This window comes from Bacillus nitratireducens (genome assembly GCF_036320425.1).
GTDB lineage: Bacteria > Bacillota > Bacilli > Bacillales > Bacillaceae_G > Bacillus_A > Bacillus_A nitratireducens.
In genome coordinates, this window is sequence record NZ_JAUMJO010000001.1 from 898,347 (window position 1) to 917,169 (window position 18,823).

Consider the following 18,823-nt stretch of genomic DNA (forward strand, 5'->3'; position numbering starts at 1 on the left):
AAAGTTTTACTTTGGAGTTTTTAGCTCCCCACATATTTCAAGGCAATACAAGGATTAATTTCCCCTTCTTCCTTCCCTCTCTCTATTCTCTGTTTCATCTGATGCATACCGATGACATCATTTGTATGAAGGTGAATTTCATTAACATATAGACCTTCTGTACAAAAGGCTTCTACAAATTCTGCCCCATTCTTTTGCCTCCATCCCATGTTAAAGTCAAGAGAGAGGATGTTTACCTTATTACTCCGAACAAATTGTAACGCAGATTCTACTGTAGTTGCCAAAACATATCCGTACGGGCAACTTCTTTGATCATCCATATATACATTCATTTTCTATCTCCCCTCTATTTTGCATATATAACCAACACGTAACATATTGCTCCAAGGCTAATAAAAGGTCCAAACGGAATTGGAGTTCTTATCTTTATACGTTTTAATGCTATACCTATTCCGAAAAAACAAAGGCTAAAGCAAGATGCTAAAAATAAAGTTATAAAAATACCTTTCACTCCTATTATAAATCCGAGTAACGAAAGTAGTTTTACATCACCTCCGCCAAGACCTGCTGGATGAATCTTTTGCATGCAATATAACAAAATAAATATAGTTCCACTGCCAGCTATACTATCTATCCAAGTAACTAACGGTACAAAAATACATTCTAAAATAAGCAAAAAAGCAAACCAAATTAAAATACGATTAGGTATTAACATATATACTAAATCTGTAACTGAAATAATAAGCAGTAAAGAAATGAGCGATAAAATGATGATGAGCTCCTGCTCTATTCCAATTACATATACAGTAAGAAAAAATAAACTCCCTGTAACGAATTCAAATACTATGTACAAACTTGAGATTTTTCTTTTACAACTCGTACAACGCCCTTTCTGCATACAGAATGAAATAATTGGAATCAGTTCTTTCGGCTGTAACGTATACTTGCAGTAATGACAGTACGAACGCGGTGTAATAATAGATTCCCCTACCGGAACTCTCATCGCAATCACCATAAAAAAAGAACCAAACACCATACCCATTAACAATGCATATAAATAAGTGAACATCCCTTCCTCTCCTTTCCAAAAGAACATAACAAAAAAAGGAGAGAACTTCTACTTCATATTATCTTTATTCTATTAAAAAAGCAGGCCGTTTTACGGCCTGCTTTCCCCTATTTTATACGATGAAATATACTGCTTTTAATGGTCCGTGTACTCCGACAACAAGATTCATTTCAATATCCGCAGAGTTACTTGGTCCTGTAATAAAGTTAATACAAGATGCAACTGCCTCACCTTTTTCTACACGAGAATTCATATGTTGAACTGCTTGTGTAATACGAGGTACAAGTGTTTCACGTGGAATAATAGCAAAGTATACAGTCGGTAAAAAGTGTAAAGAACGCCCTTGACCTTTATGACTCTGTACAACAATCGTACCAGATTCAGCTAAAGTATAATCACTAAATGCGATTCCAATATTCGCCTTTTCCGCTATACGCATATTCTCTTCTTTTTTCTCAGGATCCCATACATTTACTTCAACATCTTGCTTTGGAAGCTCTTCCTTAAATAAAGAAGTCAATCCATAGGAATCAAAACGTTCATCTGCTGATAACATAATAGGTCCCCCGCCGTTTTCAACGATTACCTTTTGAATATCTTCACGTAAACGGTCGTTTGTCGTTTCCACAACAGTTGTATGAATGTTTGTACATTGATTTTTAAATACTTCTAACAATTCTTCTTGTGAATAGTCTTTTAACGTTTCTACATTCACATTACTTTTCCATGCTGGACGTACTACGCCTTCTGTTTTACGCGCGCGTCCAAGTTCTTTTGCGATATTATCTAGAAAGGACTCACGGTTTTGAATTAATCCTGTCATTATTTGTCCCCGCCTTTCTTATGATCTTTATACCAATCACGGAATCTTTCTTTACTTGGAGCCGGGAATTCACGAATATCTGTCCAGTTTTTAAGTGGCCCAACACCTTTTGATACACGGTTGCCCGATGTAAATGGACTCATTGCTGCTGGTGCCATTTTTGATCCCATTTTATATAAAGCTGCTGAAGAAGCACCCATACTAAACATTTTCATTGCTAATTTTTCTGCAAGTGGCGCGCGGCCTTCTTGCTCAACGATAACTTGACGATGTTTTAATAATAAATCATGCAATGGAATTTTTACTGGACAAGCTTCTGTACATGCTCCGCATAAACTAGATGCATAAGGAAGCTCTTTGTAATCATCATATCCACCTAGAAGTGGTGTTAACACTGCACCAATTGGTCCTGAATATATAGAACCGTATGAATGTCCACCAACGTGACGATATACAGGACATACGTTAACACAAGCAGCACAACGAATACATTGCAATACTGAACGGAATTCAGATCCAAGAATTTGAGAGCGGCCATTATCAACAACGACTAAATGAAACTCTTCTGGTCCATCTACCTCTTCTTCTTGAATTGGTCCTGCTACTGTTACATAACTTGTTAATTTTTGACCTACTGCACTACGACATAGTAAACCAACTAAAACATCTAATTCTTCCATTGTCGGAACCATACGTTCCATACCCATTACTGCAATTTGAGTTTTCGGAATCGACATAACAAGATCGGCATTACCTTCGTTCGTTACTAAACAAAGAGAGCCAGTATTTGCAACAGCGAAGTTACAACCTGTTACACCAATTTCCGCATCCATAAATTTTTCACGAAGTTGTTTGCGAACAAACTTTGTCATTTCGTATGGATCATCAGAATTTTCATAGCCAAGTTTTTCTTTAAACACATCGCGAATTTGCGTTCTATTTTTATGAAGTGCAGGCGCAATAATATGTGAAGGTGGATCGTTATCTACTTGCAAGATATACTCTCCTAAGTCACTTTCTAACACTTCACAACCAATTTCTTCAAGCGCATGGTTCATACTAATTTCTTCAGTTACCATTGATTTTGATTTTACAACTTTTTTCGCTTGTTTCTTTTTCGCAACGTCTTGAATGTACTTTGCCGCATCCTCTTTCGTTTTTGCAAAGTAAACGTGACCGCCTCTTTTTGATACATTTTCACTTAACTGCATTAAATAATAATCAAGATTCTCTAACGTATGTTGACGAATTTGTTCACCTAGTTCACGCCACTCTTCCCAGTTTCCTAATTCGTCCGCTGCTTTTAATCGATTTGTATATAATCTCGTTTGTGCAGAAGATACCGCTCCGCGCATAAACGAATCTTGAATTCCATCGCCTACGCGATCATTAAATTTTTTCTCACTGATTTTCATAGACATAGCTTATGTTCCCCCTTCATGAGCGACTATTCAGTACCTCAGCAATATGCATTACTTTTACTTCTTTACCTAAACGCTCAATACGTCCGCCAATGTTTAACAAACACCCACAATCTGCACCAATTAAATAATCAGCACCTGTTTCCATTACACTATCTACTTTTTCATCCACCATTTGCTCAGAAATAGGTGTCATCTTAACTGAAAACGTTCCCCCAAACCCACAACAATTTTGCTCGTTTGGCAGTTTTCTTACAGTTAATCCTTTTACGTTTGATAATAAAATCCCTGGTGCCTCTTTTACTCCGAGTAGGCGTGTCATATGACAAGATTTATGAATAGTAGCAATCCCTGGTAAACTTGCACCAACGTCTGTAACTTTTAAAACATCTACAATAAATTGTGTAAATTCATATGTTTTATCAGCAACCTTTTGTGCACGTTTAGCCCATTTTGGATCATCTTTAAAAACATGCGGATACTCATGAAACATTGTCGCACAAGAGCCAGATGGCGTGACGATATATTCTGCATCTTCGAAAGTTTCAATCATATGTTTCATCGCTTCTTTTGCTGCTTCTACATGGCCGCTATTATAAGCAGGCTGACCACAACAAACTTGTGCTTCTGGAAATTCAATTTCACAACCTAAACGCTCCAATACTTCAACTGTTGCTTTACCGACGTTTGTTTCAAACATATCGACTAAACAAGTAACAAATAAAGTAACTTTCATAACTATAATTCCCCCTCATTACAACTTCGCCAACAATCATATGGTCATCAGATGACTAAGACTAGAAGAAGTAGGCTCAACCATGGCCTATCCTCTCCCTCTTCCAAAGAAAACGCTTACTTAATCTCTCTCTATTTTATCAGAAAATTAGATTTTTAAAAGATTAAATTACGAATTTATATCGCTTTTACCTGTGACAATATGTTCTACATTTGTTAAATGATCTAGCATCGCTTGCTGCGCTAATTCCACATCTTGCTTTAACACCGCATCATATATAGATTGATGCTCCTCTAAAAGTCGTTCTGATGTTGTTTGTTCACCATATAAAATAATGCGTCTTGATTCACCAATTGTTTCAGCAATCATCTCTGAAACATGATTCATGAGCTCAAGTAAGATGCTATTATGCGAAGATTGTGCGATTCCCATATGGAACTGAAAGTCTGCTTTTTCACCAGCTTTTTCATCTCCAATGCTTTTTGCCATTTCATCTAACCAATGTTTCATATTTTGCAAATTATCATCCGTACGTTTTGCCGCAGCTGCTCGAACTGCCCCCACTTCAAGCACCTTCCGTACTTCTAATAAATTCAAAATATCCTCTTTCTTCATTAATAACTTATTATTTAATGATTTTGTTAATGAAGAAGAATCGAAATTCTTTACATATGTACCTTCTCCTTGTTTCATTTCAATTAAGCCCATTGCTCTGAGCGCACTTAGCGCTTCACGAACTGCAGATCTGCCAACTTGAAACTGCTCTGCTAATTGATGAACAGGAAGTAGCTTGTCACCAGGTTTTAACGTACCATTTTTAATCATTGTTAAAATAGCTTCAGATACTTCTTCGTAAATTTTTTTTGGTTTAATAGATTTGTACTCCAGTTAAATCACCTCAGTATCTTCCAAACAACAATTGTAACGTTTTATAAGAAATTAACATCCATAACTATTTTAGAACGAATTAGTAAGAAGTACAAATGTTTTGTTCATAAAATAGTCAAATTTTTGATATTTGTTAGATATTAATCAATATATTTCCGTGTAACTATAAAGAGCATGTCTCCGAAATTAGAACATGCTCTCCTCATCTTGTACTTTTAATTTAATAATAACTGTCGTTCCCTTACCTTTTTCACTTTCTATTCTCCACTCACCATCATGTATATGAACAATTTGCCTTACAATTGCAAGGCCTAAACCTGTTCCACCATGTTGACGACTTCTCGCTTTATCTACTCGGTAAAAGCGTTCTCCGAGATTTTCTAAATGCTCTGTATCAATACCTATTCCTGTATCTTTTATGTGCAATTCACAGTAATCATCAATTTGCTTTAATGTTATTATGATATCCCCGTTTTGATTTGTATAACGTATCGCATTATCTAACACATTATGAAGTACTTGTTGCATACGATCATCATCAATCATTACGATAATTTCAGGATTTAAATTCGTTGAAATACGAAGTTTTTTTTCTATAAACTGTAACTCGTAAGTATCAAGTACGTCTTCAATAAGCTGTGAAAAAACGATAGGTTGTTTCTTTAGAGGAAAGTGTTCACCTTCTAGCTGCGCTAAATCTAATAAATCATGAACGAGGCGCTGCATGCGATCTGCTTCTTTATGGATGAGTTGCGTTACTTTTTCCTGCTGCGGCCCCTTTGCCACACCGTCTAAAATAGCTTCACTATATCCTTTAATATAACTAAGTGGTGTTCTAAGCTCATGCGAAACATTAGCTAAAAACTCCTTACGCTTTACATCTTCTGTTTCTAAAGAATTTGCCATTTTATTAAACGCTTTTCCCAATCGTCCAATTTCATCTTCTGAAGAAATTGTGATCCGCTCTGAGAAATCTCCAGTAGCCAAATGATTTGCAACCCGTTCCATTTGCGAAAGCGGTCTTGTAATAGCAATAATAATTTTTCTACCAATCCATACTGTTATTAGAATCATAGCAAGTGCTAACGGTGCTAAAATAAGGCCCATATCAAATATTAAATCTTTTATACTTTTTAAAGGAATATAGGAGTATACAATACCAACTAATTTTTTATTATCTAAAACAGGAATGACAACACCCATAATATTGCGATTAAAATGTTCTTCATACCCTATCTTAGTCACAGTTTTCCCATCTAATAGTGACTGTCTATCCCCTTCACTTATAAGAGAATGGTGGTGCACATCGAAAGGCAAACATGCACTTAAATCACGCGGATTATACACGAAAAGAACATCTGAACTAGATATTTGATCGTATGCTCTTACTTTCTCTTCAAAAGTGGATACTCCTTCATGTTTATCATATTGCGTAGCAAGACGCTTCCCTTCCATTACTAATGAATCTTTTAAATTGTCCACGTATAGCTTTTCATATGAGTATAAAGATACAAAATAAAGAAAAGAAACTGTTACACATACTGCACATACTACTGTAAGCCAAAGCTTTTGTACCATCGTAAACATACGTTACACCTCAAATTTATAACCTACACCCCAAACGGTTTGAATGTAGTTTCCACTTTCTCCGAGCTTTAGACGCATCGTTTTCACATGCGTATCTACTGTTCTTGTACTTCCTGCATAATCATATCCCCATACCTTTTCAAGTAATTGCTCCCGACTAAATACTTGTCCATTATGTTGACAAAGAAAATATAGTAAATCAAACTCTTTAACTGTAAGTGAAACTGCTTGTCCATCCGTCTCAATTCGTCTACTTTTTTCATTAATAAGGATCGGACCAAATTGAATCTCCTCTTGCTGCTCTTGCTTTGTATACCGTCTTAGTACAGCTTCCATGCGAGCAATTAATTCCCCGGGACTAAATGGCTTTACAATATAATCATCGGCTCCCATACGTAAGCCATTTACTCTATTCCACTCTTCACCTTTTGCTGTTAAAAATATAATCGGTACATCCGATGTTTTTCGAATCTCTTTACAAACTGAAAGTCCATCCATCTCTGGCATCATTATATCTAGTACGACGAAATCATAATGATCATTCTCTAATTTTCGAAGTGCTTCTTTTCCATTTTCAGCTTCTCCCCACTCGTATCCGAAGTTATCTAAGTACATTCCGACAAGTTGTCTCATATCACTTTCGTCATCTACAACTAGCACTTTATATTTACTCATTGCCCTTCCCCTTCTCTCTCTATGAGTTGAAACGGTCCTTTTCCAACTTTAATTGTTTGTTTTATTTTCATATTCTTCATATCCATAACGCATACTTCATCGCCATCATAACTAGCTACATACCCTTCTGCTCCGCTTTTCAAAAATGAAAATGGGTTCGATCCTACTTCTACAGAAGCTACCTCTTGATACGTGCTAACATCAAACTTTCTTAGCGTATTTGAACCGTGACTTAGCGCATATACATACTTATCATCCTTTGTTATATTCACAGGCATAAACGGAGCATGTAAAGAACGCACCATCTCTCCGCTCTGTAAAGAATACACTAATACTTTCTCATTCACTTGACTTCCATCACCATGTCCACCAATCCATATTTCTTTCCCATCAGCACTAACCGTTGCTCCCGTTGATGCTGGGGGAATCATAAAGGATTGTATAACCTCTTTTTTCTTTGTATCAATTGTCGTTAGTTTCGTATCATAAAAGTTTAGCACAGTTAATCGCTTATCATACTCTACCATCGTTATTGGTCCTTTTCCTGTTGAAACACTCCCTGTCTCTTTCCCTTTTATCGTAAAGAACCTTACCTTTTGAGCATTTTGATCGGCAGCAAATAATTGTTTTTTGTCTTCTGATACGACTACATTCACAATTCCTTTTCCAGTCTTATATTTGTCCACCTGTCTTCCTTCTGTTAGTGAGTATACATACATATATTCTAACTGCTTGCCATATACAAGTATTTCCTCATCATTTGGAAGTAGTGCAATTCCTGCCATCGGTTCATTTAATTCCCATGTCGTGATTAACTTTTTAGATTTTTTATCAATAAAACTAATACTACCTTCTTTTATATTCGTTGTTATAATAACATTTTTATCTTTAGCAATTGGTGTATATGAACTTCCTTGACACCCTACTAATAGAAATAAAAAACAGAGAAGAAAAATAAACTTTCTCAAAAGATTCCCTCCATCTTCGGATGATTTCGTTATAATTGTAAAATAACAAATAAATGTGTGGAAAATGTGAAATCTACCTTTATTAATAAACTTACATATATAATGTACAACAAATAGAATTTGAGGTGTGCAAATTATGCTTTTTCCTGATTTAGCGAATAAAATTGTACGGGAAGTACGCAGACTAATTACAGAAAATATTATTATCATTAATATACAAGGCGTTATTATCGCAAGTACAGATGCAGAAAGAATCGGTCAATTTCATGAAGGCGCACTCCGCTGTGCGAAACAAAAAAAGACTGTCATTATTACAAAAGAAGATGAAAGGCGACTGCAAGGCGTAAAGGCGGGGATGAATCTTCCTTTGCTATTCCATGATGAAGTAATCGGTGTTATTGGAATCACAGGAGAACCTGAAAACATTTCCCAATATGGAGAGATATTACGTAAAATGACCGAACTATTAATTCATGAAAATTACTTTTTAGAACAGCTAGAACTTGAGCACCGTTCTTATGAAGCTTTTGTTTTTGATTGGCTTCAAAATACAGACTGGTCTCCAAGTTTTTTCGATCGTGCAAAAACACTTGGTATTGATTTATATAAGAAGAAACAACTTATTTTGTTCTCTATCGATCAAAATGACACGATGCTTCAGCGTAAAATTTGGCAACACGTACGCAATATATTAACAAAGGAGCATCTCTTTGTTCGCTGGGGAAATGATCGATTCATCTTATTTACGACGATAAGCTCCAAAGAGCAAACTTATCAATTTTTAAAACGATTAAAACAAGACTGTGAAACTTTATTTTCTATTACTTTATATATCGGGATTGGGCAAACAGTTACACCAAGCAATATGAACTTATCGTACGAACAAGCATTACAAGCTCTTTCAGTATCACTTGAAACGAAAAAAATTGTATTTAATGAAGATTTACGTTTAGAAATGTGCTTACAAGATATTTCAACTGAAACGCGGGAACAGTTTCTAGAGCGTACCATCGAAAACTTAGTATCATCTCCTGAACTTATGCACACTTTACGTTTATTTATTGATTATAACCAATCCTATAAGCAAACAGCTCAGCAATTACATATACACATTAACACATTGCATTACAGGTTAAAAAAGATTGAGGAACATACAGAACTTGACCCAAAACAATTCAAAGATTTAAATGTTTTATACTTTGCACTTCTATTATTAGATAATCATACAAAAAAGAACGATAAAACAGATTAATCTTTAGATGATTACACATAGAAAGAATCCCCTGACTTTTTTATCATTATAATGAAAGCACTGTTACAACGTTTTTTATTATTACTAAAAACGTTAACAGTTTGAGGGGGATTTCCAATGTTAGAAAAGCAAATTATTGATTCATTCGTATCCATTGTTGGCGAAGATAATGTAGATACATCCAATATGGGGCGTTTAACTTATAGTTATGATGCCACTCCAAACTTCCAAGCGATGCCTGATGCAGTCATTGCTCCTCGTAATACAAATGAAGTAGCAGACGTGTTAAAAGTGTGTAACACTCATAAAATTCCTGTATATGTTCGCGGGTCTGGAACAAATCTTTGTGCTGGAACGTGTCCACTTGAAGGCGGCATTGTTCTTATTTTCCGCCATATGAACAATATTTTAGAAATTGACGAAGAGAATTTAACAATTACTGTACAAGCTGGTGTTATTACACTTGATATTATTAATGCAGTAGAAGAAAAAGGTTTATTTTATCCACCAGATCCAAGCTCTATGAAAATTTCTACAATCGGCGGTAACATTAATGAAAACTCAGGTGGATTGCGCGGATTAAAATATGGCGTAACACGTGATTATGTAATGGGGCTTGAGCTTGTCTTACCAAACGGCGACATCATTCATACTGGCGGTAAATTAGCAAAAGATGTAGCTGGTTACGATTTAACTCGTCTATTTATCGGTTCTGAAGGAACACTTGGTGTGGTTACGGAAGCGATATTAAAACTTGTTCCTATGCCTGAAACGAAGAAAACAATGCTCGCACTATATGAAGATATTAACGAAGCTGCACGTGCTGTTTCTGCTATTATTGCAAATAAAATCATTCCTGCGACACTTGAGTTTTTAGATCAACCGACAATTGAAGTTGTAGAAGAGTTTGCACAAATCGGTTTACCAACTGACGTCAAGGCAATTTTATTAATTGAACAAGATGGACCGCCCGAAGTTGTCAATCGAGATATTGAAAAAATGGCTAACGTTTGTCGTTCTATGAATGCAGTCGATGTTCGCGTTGCAAAAGATGAAGCGGAAGCAGATGCGCTTCGTACAGCACGTCGTAGTGCACTATCAGCACTTGCAAGATTAAAGCCTACTACAATATTAGAAGATGCGACGGTACCACGTTCACAAATTGCTCCAATGGTTGAAGCAATTAATGCAATTGCAAAGAAATATAATATTCCTATTTGTACTTTTGGTCATGCTGGTGACGGCAACTTACACCCAACTTGTATGACAGATGCCCGTAATGAAGAAGAAATGCACCGAGCTGAACAAGCTTTTGCTGAAATATTTGCGAAAGCAATTGAACTTGGTGGCACAATTACTGGTGAACATGGTGTTGGCGCGATGAAAGCTCCTTATTTAGAAATGAAATTAGGTAAAGAAGGTATTGCAGCTATGCAAGGTATTAAACAAGCCTTCGATCCAAATAACATTATGAATCCAGGTAAAATGTTCGCGAAAGACTCTCGTAAAAGAGTGGTGGTTGAACGATGACGACATTAAATACAGAAAACATTCAAAAGGAATTTAAAGAACGATTAAGTGAAGATGAACTACTAAACTGTATGCGATGCGGCTTTTGTTTACCGACTTGCCCTACTTATATTCAATCTGGGTATAAAGAATCGCATTCACCACGCGGACGTATCGCCTTAATGAAAGCCGTCGTCGATGGTTTAATTGAGCCGGATGAGGATGTTGAAAATACATTAAATGTTTGCCTTGGCTGCCGTGCTTGTGAACCTGTTTGTCCATCTGGTGTGAATTATGGACATTTATTAGAAGAAGCTCGTGATATTATTAATCAAAATAAAAAATTCTCAGTGCCCGTGAGAGCCGTTCGTAAAGTCGTTTTTGAAGGACTATTCCCTCATCAAAACCGAATGAGAACATTAACAGGACTAATCGGATTTTATCAGCGTTCTGGTTTACAAACGCTAACACATAAAACAGGGATTATGAAGTTATTCCCTGAAACACTTGCAACGATGGATCTCGTTTTACCAAAAGTCCCTAAAATGAAAGCAATGAAAGATCGTCCTGAATTTTTACCTGCTGAGGTGACAAAGAAGAAACAAGTTGCATTCTTTACAGGTTGTTTAATGGATACGATGTTTTTAGAAACAAATAACGCAACGATGAAACTTCTTCAGTTAGCTGGTTGCGATATCGTTATTCCGAAAACACAAAGTTGCTGCGGTGCATTACATGGGCATGCTGGTGAGAAAAGTGGAGCAAAAGAATTAGCGAAACGAAATATAAAAGCATTTGAAGATTTAAATATCGACTATATTATTACGAATGCAGGTGGCTGCGGAGCTTACCTCGTAGACTATGATTATCTTTTAAAAGATGATCCAAAGTGGGCTGAACGTGCAAAGCAGTTTGTTTCTAAAATTAAAGATATTACCGCTATACTAGTAGAATTAGATTTCCATAAACGTAATGACTTACGACTCACGCCGCAAATCATTACGTATCAAGACTCTTGTCATTTACGTAACGTTATGCGAACATCCTCAGAACCTCGTATGTTACTAGAAGCCATTCAAGGTGCAACATACCATGAAATGAAAGATGCGGACCGCTGCTGTGGTTCTGCTGGTATTTACAACATTGTTCATTCAGAGTTATCAATGGAATTCCTAGATTACAAAATGGAATGTGTGCATGAAACAGATGCAACGACAATTGTTACTGCAAATCCAGGTTGTCTATTACAAATGAAACTAGGTATCGAACGTGAAGACCTTTCTCATAAAATGAGAGGAATTCACATTGTAGATCTATTATTAGAAGCAATTGAAACCAACTCGTAATAACTCGTAACATACGTAATAATAGGAAAACGGCTATCTCCTTCGTCTATGTAAAGAGATAGCCGCTTTTTTGTCTGCTACAACATTAAAAATATGTTACTTTATTATAAAAAAGAACAACAGAAACATTACAGTTTCGTAAAAATCAATCCATTATATTCCTCGAAAAATCGCTCAAACCATTGATACAATAGGATTCTTCATTTTCTATTTAGGTAACTTTATCCAAAAATCCCCTCTTAAAATGAAGTATAAAAATGATGAAAATTCCTTTTATACTCTATGTTTCTCTTATTTCCGCCCTTTTCTTCCCTTAGGATAAATTAGGTAATTTTGAAGTCTATGAATTTTTTTCCATCTTTTTTCTTGTAAATTGTATGCTACGATGAATTTGTCAGTCAGACAGGCTGTCAAAAACAAATCGTGTGAAAACAAATTAAAACTTTATATAGGGGGACACACATCATGAAAAAGCGTGTTTTATTATCTGTAGCTGCTGCAACAGCTCTTACTTTAGGAGTATCTTCTTTAGATGCACAAGCTGCAACAGTACAACCATCTAACATAAAGGTTCAAAATATTCAGCATTCAAAAATGATGATGAAGCAAATGAGCCAACAAGAATTACAAGCATTCTTACAATCTATGGGAGTTGAATCATTAGCACAATGGAATCAAGGACAATTCCAACAAGATTGCTTCATTCCTGGTCAACAGCCTACTGAAAATGTTGTGACTGAACAACCAACAGCTAAGCCAGAAACTCAAAAGCCTGCTGAGCAAAAACCAGTTGAGCAAAAGCCTGCTGAAGAAGTTCAAAAACCAGAAGCTCAAAAACCTGCTGAAAACAACAATACTCAAAAACCTGCTGAACAAAAACCAGCTGAGCAAAAGCCTGCTGAAGAAGCAAAATCTTTAAGCGAATTCGAACAACGTGTTGTTGAATTAACAAACGCAGAGCGTACAAAACAAGGCTTACCAGCATTACAAATTGATACTGAATTAAGCAAAGTAGCACGCATTAAGTCTGAAGATATGCAAAAAAACAACTACTTTGATCATAACAGCCCTACATACGGGTCTCCGTTTGACATGATGAAGAAATTTGGTATTTCTTATAAATCTGCAGGTGAAAACATCGCCCAAGGTCAACGTACTCCAGAAGAAGTTGTACAAGCTTGGATGAACAGTGCTGGACACCGTGCAAACATCTTAAATAGCGGCTTCACTCATATCGGTGTTGGCTATGTAGAAAGCGGCAACTACTGGACACAACAATTTATTACGAAATAAATAGATTAAAAGAGTCTTCTCATTAGGAGAAGACTCTTTTTTAAATTTCATAACTTTCTATTATGTACGAATATAAAATGTAAAACATAAATAAAATAGACCCGAAGCTTATCACACTAATTAATACATAAAATCCCCATTCCAGGCTCAAAAGCAATGAAAATAATATGCTACATGCCATCACTTGAAAGATTCGCCTACTAACTAAACGGATTTTTTGTAATTTGATCGGTTCTTTCTCTGTATCCTTCACCTTTTTAAACACCTTACTAAGCATAAAAAGAAACATACTAATTCCAATCGTTAGTCCTGTCTGAAAGAATATAATACTTCTCAAATTAATAAAAAGAATAAGCATATGGATAAACAACATAAATAAAGTAATACTCTTTATAAATTCGCTTACAATAAAATGCTCTCCTTCGTTAAACTTATATATATTATGTGAAATAATATACACGAATCCATGTAAAAAAATAATAAGGACAGGCAGAGATAACACGACAACTTGTTTACTTATAAACTCATTCGCTACACCATTCTCGTTCCAATGCACTGCCATACGAGTTGGTAAGTATGGATAGATGCATAGAGTAAGTAAAAGACAAGCGAAAAATATTCCTAGCACATATTTATATTTGACCAAGTGATTCTCACCTCTCTTTTCTCTTAACGGCTTCGCCTCTTTTAGAGAAACTCCTGCAAAAATCTACCTTTTTCAATTTTCAACTTACACTTTACCCGTTTTCTCTTTCAAATTTTTTCATTGTATTGTTTAATTTTGCAGGGAAAGGTACGTCAACCATGATCTCTTCTTTCGTAATTGGATGCAAAAAATTAATCTTCATCGCATGTAGCGCTTGATGAGACATGTATTTTGTTTGTCCGCCATATAATACATCCCCAACTAACGGATTTCCATTATAGCTCATATGAACACGAATTTGATGCGTTCTACCGGTTTCTAACTGTAACGTTACGAGCGTAGCATTTTGTTTGTTAAAATATTTCTCTACTTTATAATATGTTATAGCTTGGTCTCCCTTTGGAGAAACACGGCGCCTTGTAGCGTGATGTCTATCTCTTCCGATAGCTGCATCAATTGTCCCTTGCTTCTTCTTTACTTTTCCTTCAACAAGTGCCGCATACGTTCTTTTAATTTTCCGTTCCATTAATAAACGATCCATAATTGCACCCGCAATTCTATGTTTTGCGAATACAACACCACCTGTCGTATCTTTGTCTAACCTATGAATATGGCGAACCTTCGTCTCTAAACCTTGCATTTGAAAATGAAAAGCAACAAGATTAGCAAGTGTTCCCGTCCCATTTTTTTCAGATGGATGTGTATCCATTTGCTCGGGCTTATTTACAATGAGTACGTGATCGTCTTCATACACTACATCTAATTCACCATATTGTGGATCTACGCCGTACTCCTCCTCCATAAACATATGAACTTGTAACTTATCTCCTTCTTTTAAAAGTTCATCCCATCTCCTCTGTTCTCCGTTAACCGTAATACCTTTTTCCATACGAAGCTGATGTAATAACTTTTTTGGCACTTCCCATTCTACTTTTAACAGCGATTCAATGCTTATACTATTCCATATCGCTGGAACCGTAATTTCACACCATTCGCCCTTTTTCTTTGTTTCCATACTGTATCACCTTATTTCTATTGATTCTCTCATTGTAACGGAAAACACACTTTGATGCACCGTCAAAAAGAGAAGACAGTCTTATAATAGACTGTCCCCTCATGCTCTAATCCTTTTCATTTCTTGCAATACTGCTTCAGCTTTTTGTTCATACGATAAATCTTTAAAGAAATCTGCCAATCGTTTATAGTCGTTGTACGTATCTAATAAGTCGTCTATCTTCTCGCCTTTTATAACTTGCTGCTTTTGCTTCATTTTTACTGGATAACGATACCCCGATACTTCTTGTATTTTGTAATACTCATCCTCTACTTGAATGACCTTTACAAGTTCCTCTTCTTCCGCATCCATCGTATACCCATCAAACTCTCTAAGCAGTTCATAAATAATATGAGTCCATTCATCTTTTGGATAAAATCCTTTTTCTAACCGATAACCGACAATGCGATACATATGTCCATCTTTTTCAGCAAACTGTACTGTATCATTTAGCTTAAACTTAAAATAACGAAACATTGCCTTCACCTACTTGTATGTAATGTTCTTATCACATACTATTTGCAAAATATAGGCCTTGCTATTCATAAAAAAATACTCACCTTATAGATGAGTATTTTTTAGGACGATTTTTCTTTTTTCTTTCGGAATGGTAACCACCAGTTCCAATCTCCAAACAATTTCATTAAACTTGGTACGAGCATAAGGCGAATAATTGTTGCATCAAGAAATATGGCTAGTGCAACCCCAATCCCCATCTGCTTTACTGGTAAAATATCTGTAAATGCAAACGCACCGGTAACAACAATCATAATTAAAGCAGCGGATGTAATGATACGGCTTGTTGATACAAGCCCTTCTAACGTTGCTTGGTCGTTATCTCCTGTTTCCTCATACAACTCATGAATACGTGAAATAAGAAATACTTCATAATCCATACTAAGTCCAAATACGAGGCCGAAAATGAAAATGGGTAATACAAATAAAACCGAGCTCTCTTCTAATCCGAAATGTCCACCTTCAAACAACCAAATAACAATTCCAATTGTTGCACTTAAACTAAGTACGTTCATAATAATTGCTTTAATTGGAATGAGTATAGAACGGAATGCGAATAATAAAATGACAAAGGTTGACCCAAATATAACAGACATACCAATTGCAACTTTATCTTTAATTTCATCTTCTAACTCTTGTTGAAACGTTGTCATCCCGCCTAAATAATAAGTAACATCGTTTTCTTTATAATTATTTTTGAAATCACGAACCCATTGTTTAGCAGTTTCTGTACGAGGTTTCGTATCCAAAAAGACTTCAATTGTTGTCTTATTCTCTTTCGTATACGCTTCAAATATAGGAGCTATTTTCGCAGCTTCTGGTGATTGTAACATCCCAGCAACTTGATCTGCTTTCATTCCATTTAGCCCGTCATATACACTTGTCACCTTATATACTTGCTTATCATCTTTTAACTTTTGAATAACATCTTCTACCTTTTGTAAGCTTTCTTTTGCTGTCATATCTTTCTTCGTCTCTACTACTAATGTAACATCAGCATGTGTTTTGACAGTTTTATTAAATGCTTCTTCATATTTCTCATAAGCAACCCTTGTGTCACTCTTTTCAGGTAACGCTTCAACACCAGGGAACTGCAAGTTAGCTGTACGTAGCGGTAATAAACAAATAACAATAAATGCTGTAACGGCAATAATCATGACGATTGGATGTTTCATTACAAACTGTGCAAATTTACGCCATACATTTGATGGCGTAGGCGCCACCTGATTCTTTTTTAATATCCTTTTACCAATTAAAGATAATAGCGCCGGAAGAAGTGTGAGCGAAAATAGAATGCTCATAATAACGACAATCATCCCGCTAATAGCAACAGACTGAATATAATCAATCTTAAAGAAAAATAAACCTGATAAACCGACGAATACACATAACCCTGAAAATACGATAGCACGCCCTGCCGTTTGATACGTAGTCGCTATCGCTTCTTTCACTGTTCTCTTCGCCACTTCCTCTCGAAAGCGATTTACAAATAACAGTGCAAAATCAATTGATAATGCAAGCCCAATCATCGGTGCAACATTCAATACAAAAATAGATAACTCTTTATCGCTACCTATAAAATATAAAATCCCCATCGTACTAATTACACTAAGTACACCATTTAAAATCGGCAAAATAGACGCAAGCAGACTACCAAATGAGAATAATAGTACGAGAAAAGCAATAGGTAAACCAATCATCTCTGCTACTTTTAAATCATTTTGCGTCCTTTCATTAATCTCTTGATTAATTTTCGGATATCCTGTCGGTGTTACTTTTAATACTGCATTACTTTCCTTCTCAATTTTTTCAGCGAATTGTAATGTCTTTTCCATTCGTTCTTTATTTGTTTTCCCGGAAAATAATATCGTCGCATAACCGATATCATCTTTTAGCATCTCTTTATTTTGCATCGGATGATGGAAAGATTCGTATGTTTCCTTCTCTTGAATGTGATTTATAATTCCATCTATACGCTTTTGAAACTCCTCTTGAGAAGCATTCTTTTCTTTCTCAAAAACGAGTAAAAGCGTATCTTGAGACTGCTTAAAATCTTTATCTAAAATTTCTTTCGTCTTTTGATAATCCCCTTCTGTTTGGAAACCATCACCACCTAATACTCCCGGAAGCTTTGGAGCAAAAATACCGAGTGCTATTGCGAGTAGTAGTAATACGACGATTACTGTATAACGAAATTGATACAAAAAAGCGCCTAACTTCCCCCACTTATCAATTTTATGTACATTGGTCTTCACACATTTTCACCTACTTTATATAATTCACTTGTCATTTATACTGTATCACATCTCCCTATAAACAAAAAACGTCTAGGAAAACTATAATACTAGTTTTTCTAGACGTTTTTTTTATCTCTCGTTATTAAGTCCCAATCTCTCGGTAAGCAAACGATGACAATAAATTGCAATGATTAACAAAATGCCACCTGCGCAGTAACCAGCTAAAATATCAGTCGGGTAATGAACATTTAAAATAACTCTACTTAATCCAATCGATAAAATTAATATTCCCATCAAAATCGTTATAACATATTTCCCAGTTACACTCTTCAAATTTGCCGCAATGATATAAGTAAGAAACCCGAATGTCATAATAGATAACATTGCATGTCCACTTGGGAAGCTATACCCAAGTGCGTCAAGTGCCTCATTTAATGATGGGCGGTCTCTTTTCACAATTTCTTTTATTCCCTTATTAACAAGATGTGTCGTTAATATGGCCATCGGATACACAATCATAGCAGCATAATAACGTTTCTTCCAAAAAACAAGCAAACTTATAACAAGTGTAGTTATGATCCCAATCTCAGATCCCATCTTTGTAAAGTATGAGAAAAATGTAAGAGAGCTTTCCGTTTGTAACCCTTTTACTAATCCGCGGACATATGTATCCATCATTGTAACACCACCTACATGTACCCTCCAAGCGATGATACTAAATAGAACAAATAATAAAACGATACACATTCCCTCATACTGATGCAACTTCTTCTTCAAGCGATTTCCTCCTACTATGAAAAAAT

Annotated in this window: 18 protein-coding genes; 4 read left to right on the forward strand and 14 right to left on the reverse strand. The window is 35.7% G+C overall.

Annotated elements, in window-relative coordinates; translation table 11 throughout:
* Window positions 1-20: 20 nt before the first annotated feature.
* The 9 genes from Q3V31_RS04770 to Q3V31_RS04810 all read right to left on the reverse strand — a co-directional run bounded on the left by Q3V31_RS04770 (window position 21) and on the right by Q3V31_RS04810 (window position 8,167).
* The gene (locus Q3V31_RS04770; protein ID WP_001103782.1) at window positions 21-332 is read right to left on the reverse strand and encodes a cyclic-phosphate processing receiver domain-containing protein; all 312 of its coding nucleotides are present in this window, start codon (window positions 330-332) and stop codon (window positions 21-23) included.
* 14 nt (window positions 333-346) lie between these two features.
* A complete protein-coding gene (locus Q3V31_RS04775) occupies window positions 347-1,069 on the reverse strand; it encodes a prepilin peptidase (RefSeq protein WP_000495728.1) in 723 nt (240 codons plus the stop codon).
* Between the two features lie 112 nt (window positions 1,070-1,181).
* A complete protein-coding gene (locus Q3V31_RS04780; RefSeq protein WP_000147202.1) occupies window positions 1,182-1,892 on the reverse strand; it encodes a LutC/YkgG family protein in 711 nt (236 codons plus the stop codon).
* Window positions 1,892-3,313, reverse strand: a complete 1,422-nt coding sequence (locus Q3V31_RS04785) for a LutB/LldF family L-lactate oxidation iron-sulfur protein (protein ID WP_000061921.1) — start codon at window positions 3,311-3,313, stop codon at window positions 1,892-1,894. The genes Q3V31_RS04780 and Q3V31_RS04785 overlap by 1 nt, the downstream gene beginning before the upstream one ends.
* Before the next feature lie 16 nt (window positions 3,314-3,329).
* Entirely contained in the window at window positions 3,330-4,049 is a 720-nt protein-coding gene (locus Q3V31_RS04790; RefSeq protein ID WP_000869146.1) for a (Fe-S)-binding protein, read from the reverse strand.
* 168 nt (window positions 4,050-4,217) lie between these two features.
* Window positions 4,218-4,907: a FadR/GntR family transcriptional regulator gene (locus Q3V31_RS04795; RefSeq protein WP_255257118.1), complete on the reverse strand. Its 690-nt coding sequence runs from the start codon at window positions 4,905-4,907 to the stop codon at window positions 4,218-4,220.
* 216 nt (window positions 4,908-5,123) lie between these two features.
* On the reverse strand, window positions 5,124-6,524 hold the full coding sequence (locus tag Q3V31_RS04800) for a sensor histidine kinase (RefSeq protein WP_000494804.1): 1,401 nt from the start codon (window positions 6,522-6,524) through the stop codon (window positions 5,124-5,126).
* Between the two features lie 3 nt (window positions 6,525-6,527).
* Window positions 6,528-7,199, reverse strand: a complete 672-nt coding sequence (locus tag Q3V31_RS04805) for a response regulator transcription factor (protein ID WP_000049755.1) — start codon at window positions 7,197-7,199, stop codon at window positions 6,528-6,530.
* Complete coding sequence (locus Q3V31_RS04810) at window positions 7,196-8,167, reverse strand: YncE family protein (RefSeq protein ID WP_001224546.1); 972 nt, start codon at window positions 8,165-8,167, stop codon at window positions 7,196-7,198. The genes Q3V31_RS04805 and Q3V31_RS04810 overlap by 4 nt, the downstream gene beginning before the upstream one ends.
* 136 nt (window positions 8,168-8,303) lie before the next feature.
* Here Q3V31_RS04810 and Q3V31_RS04815 point away from each other — a divergent pair, with 136 nt between their 5' ends.
* The 4 genes from Q3V31_RS04815 to Q3V31_RS04830 all read left to right on the forward strand — a co-directional run bounded on the left by Q3V31_RS04815 (window position 8,304) and on the right by Q3V31_RS04830 (window position 13,567).
* Window positions 8,304-9,419 (forward strand): CdaR family transcriptional regulator, encoded by a 1,116-nt coding sequence (locus Q3V31_RS04815; protein WP_000898649.1) that lies wholly within the window; start codon window positions 8,304-8,306, stop codon window positions 9,417-9,419.
* Window positions 9,420-9,536: 117 nt separating this feature from the next.
* Window positions 9,537-10,949 carry a glycolate oxidase subunit GlcD gene (glcD, locus tag Q3V31_RS04820; protein WP_000890733.1) on the forward strand — a complete coding sequence of 471 codons (1,413 nt, stop codon included), beginning with the start codon at window positions 9,537-9,539 and terminating at the stop codon, window positions 10,947-10,949.
* Window positions 10,946-12,274: a (Fe-S)-binding protein gene (locus tag Q3V31_RS04825; RefSeq protein ID WP_097871642.1), complete on the forward strand. Its 1,329-nt coding sequence runs from the start codon at window positions 10,946-10,948 to the stop codon at window positions 12,272-12,274. The genes glcD and Q3V31_RS04825 overlap by 4 nt, the downstream gene beginning before the upstream one ends.
* Window positions 12,275-12,739: 465 nt before the next feature.
* A complete protein-coding gene (locus Q3V31_RS04830; RefSeq protein ID WP_000747564.1) occupies window positions 12,740-13,567 on the forward strand; it encodes a CAP domain-containing protein in 828 nt (275 codons plus the stop codon).
* A gap of 40 nt (window positions 13,568-13,607) precedes the next feature.
* On the opposite strand, the gene Q3V31_RS04835 is transcribed toward Q3V31_RS04830, so the two are convergent.
* From Q3V31_RS04835 to Q3V31_RS04855, 5 genes are all read right to left on the reverse strand, one after another.
* Entirely contained in the window at window positions 13,608-14,213 is a 606-nt protein-coding gene (locus tag Q3V31_RS04835; RefSeq protein WP_000241837.1) for a DUF1648 domain-containing protein, read from the reverse strand.
* Window positions 14,214-14,304: 91 nt separating this feature from the next.
* Entirely contained in the window at window positions 14,305-15,228 is a 924-nt protein-coding gene (locus tag Q3V31_RS04840; RefSeq protein ID WP_000448331.1) for an RluA family pseudouridine synthase, read from the reverse strand.
* A 99-nt stretch (window positions 15,229-15,327) separates the two neighbouring features.
* On the reverse strand, window positions 15,328-15,744 hold the full coding sequence (locus Q3V31_RS04845; RefSeq protein WP_000490286.1) for a hypothetical protein: 417 nt from the start codon (window positions 15,742-15,744) through the stop codon (window positions 15,328-15,330).
* 101 nt (window positions 15,745-15,845) lie between these two features.
* Window positions 15,846-18,038, reverse strand: coding sequence for an MMPL family transporter (locus Q3V31_RS04850; protein WP_329762588.1), 2,193 nt, complete (start codon window positions 18,036-18,038; stop codon window positions 15,846-15,848).
* Between the two features lie 111 nt (window positions 18,039-18,149).
* Window positions 18,150-18,797 (reverse strand): phosphatase PAP2 family protein, encoded by a 648-nt coding sequence (locus Q3V31_RS04855; RefSeq protein WP_141435186.1) that lies wholly within the window; start codon window positions 18,795-18,797, stop codon window positions 18,150-18,152.
* Window positions 18,798-18,823 lie beyond the last annotated feature (26 nt).

Coding starts and splice junctions, on each gene's coding strand:
- Q3V31_RS04840 (WP_000448331.1), bottom strand. CDS start 15,228: ATGGAAACAAAGAAAAAGGGCGAATGGTGTGAAATTACGGTTCCAGCG.
- glcD (WP_000890733.1), top strand. CDS start 9,537: ATGTTAGAAAAGCAAATTATTGATTCATTCGTATCCATTGTTGGCGAA.
- Q3V31_RS04800 (WP_000494804.1), bottom strand. CDS start 6,524: ATGTTTACGATGGTACAAAAGCTTTGGCTTACAGTAGTATGTGCAGTA.
- Q3V31_RS04845 (WP_000490286.1), bottom strand. CDS start 15,744: ATGTTTCGTTATTTTAAGTTTAAGCTAAATGATACAGTACAGTTTGCT.
- Q3V31_RS04770 (WP_001103782.1), bottom strand. CDS start 332: ATGAATGTATATATGGATGATCAAAGAAGTTGCCCGTACGGATATGTT.
- Q3V31_RS04825 (WP_097871642.1), top strand. CDS start 10,946: ATGACGACATTAAATACAGAAAACATTCAAAAGGAATTTAAAGAACGA.
- Q3V31_RS04780 (WP_000147202.1), bottom strand. CDS start 1,892: ATGACAGGATTAATTCAAAACCGTGAGTCCTTTCTAGATAATATCGCA.
- Q3V31_RS04785 (WP_000061921.1), bottom strand. CDS start 3,313: ATGTCTATGAAAATCAGTGAGAAAAAATTTAATGATCGCGTAGGCGAT.
- Q3V31_RS04815 (WP_000898649.1), top strand. CDS start 8,304: ATGCTTTTTCCTGATTTAGCGAATAAAATTGTACGGGAAGTACGCAGA.
- Q3V31_RS04805 (WP_000049755.1), bottom strand. CDS start 7,199: ATGAGTAAATATAAAGTGCTAGTTGTAGATGACGAAAGTGATATGAGA.
- Q3V31_RS04775 (WP_000495728.1), bottom strand. CDS start 1,069: ATGTTCACTTATTTATATGCATTGTTAATGGGTATGGTGTTTGGTTCT.
- Q3V31_RS04830 (WP_000747564.1), top strand. CDS start 12,740: ATGAAAAAGCGTGTTTTATTATCTGTAGCTGCTGCAACAGCTCTTACT.
- Q3V31_RS04790 (WP_000869146.1), bottom strand. CDS start 4,049: ATGAAAGTTACTTTATTTGTTACTTGTTTAGTCGATATGTTTGAAACA.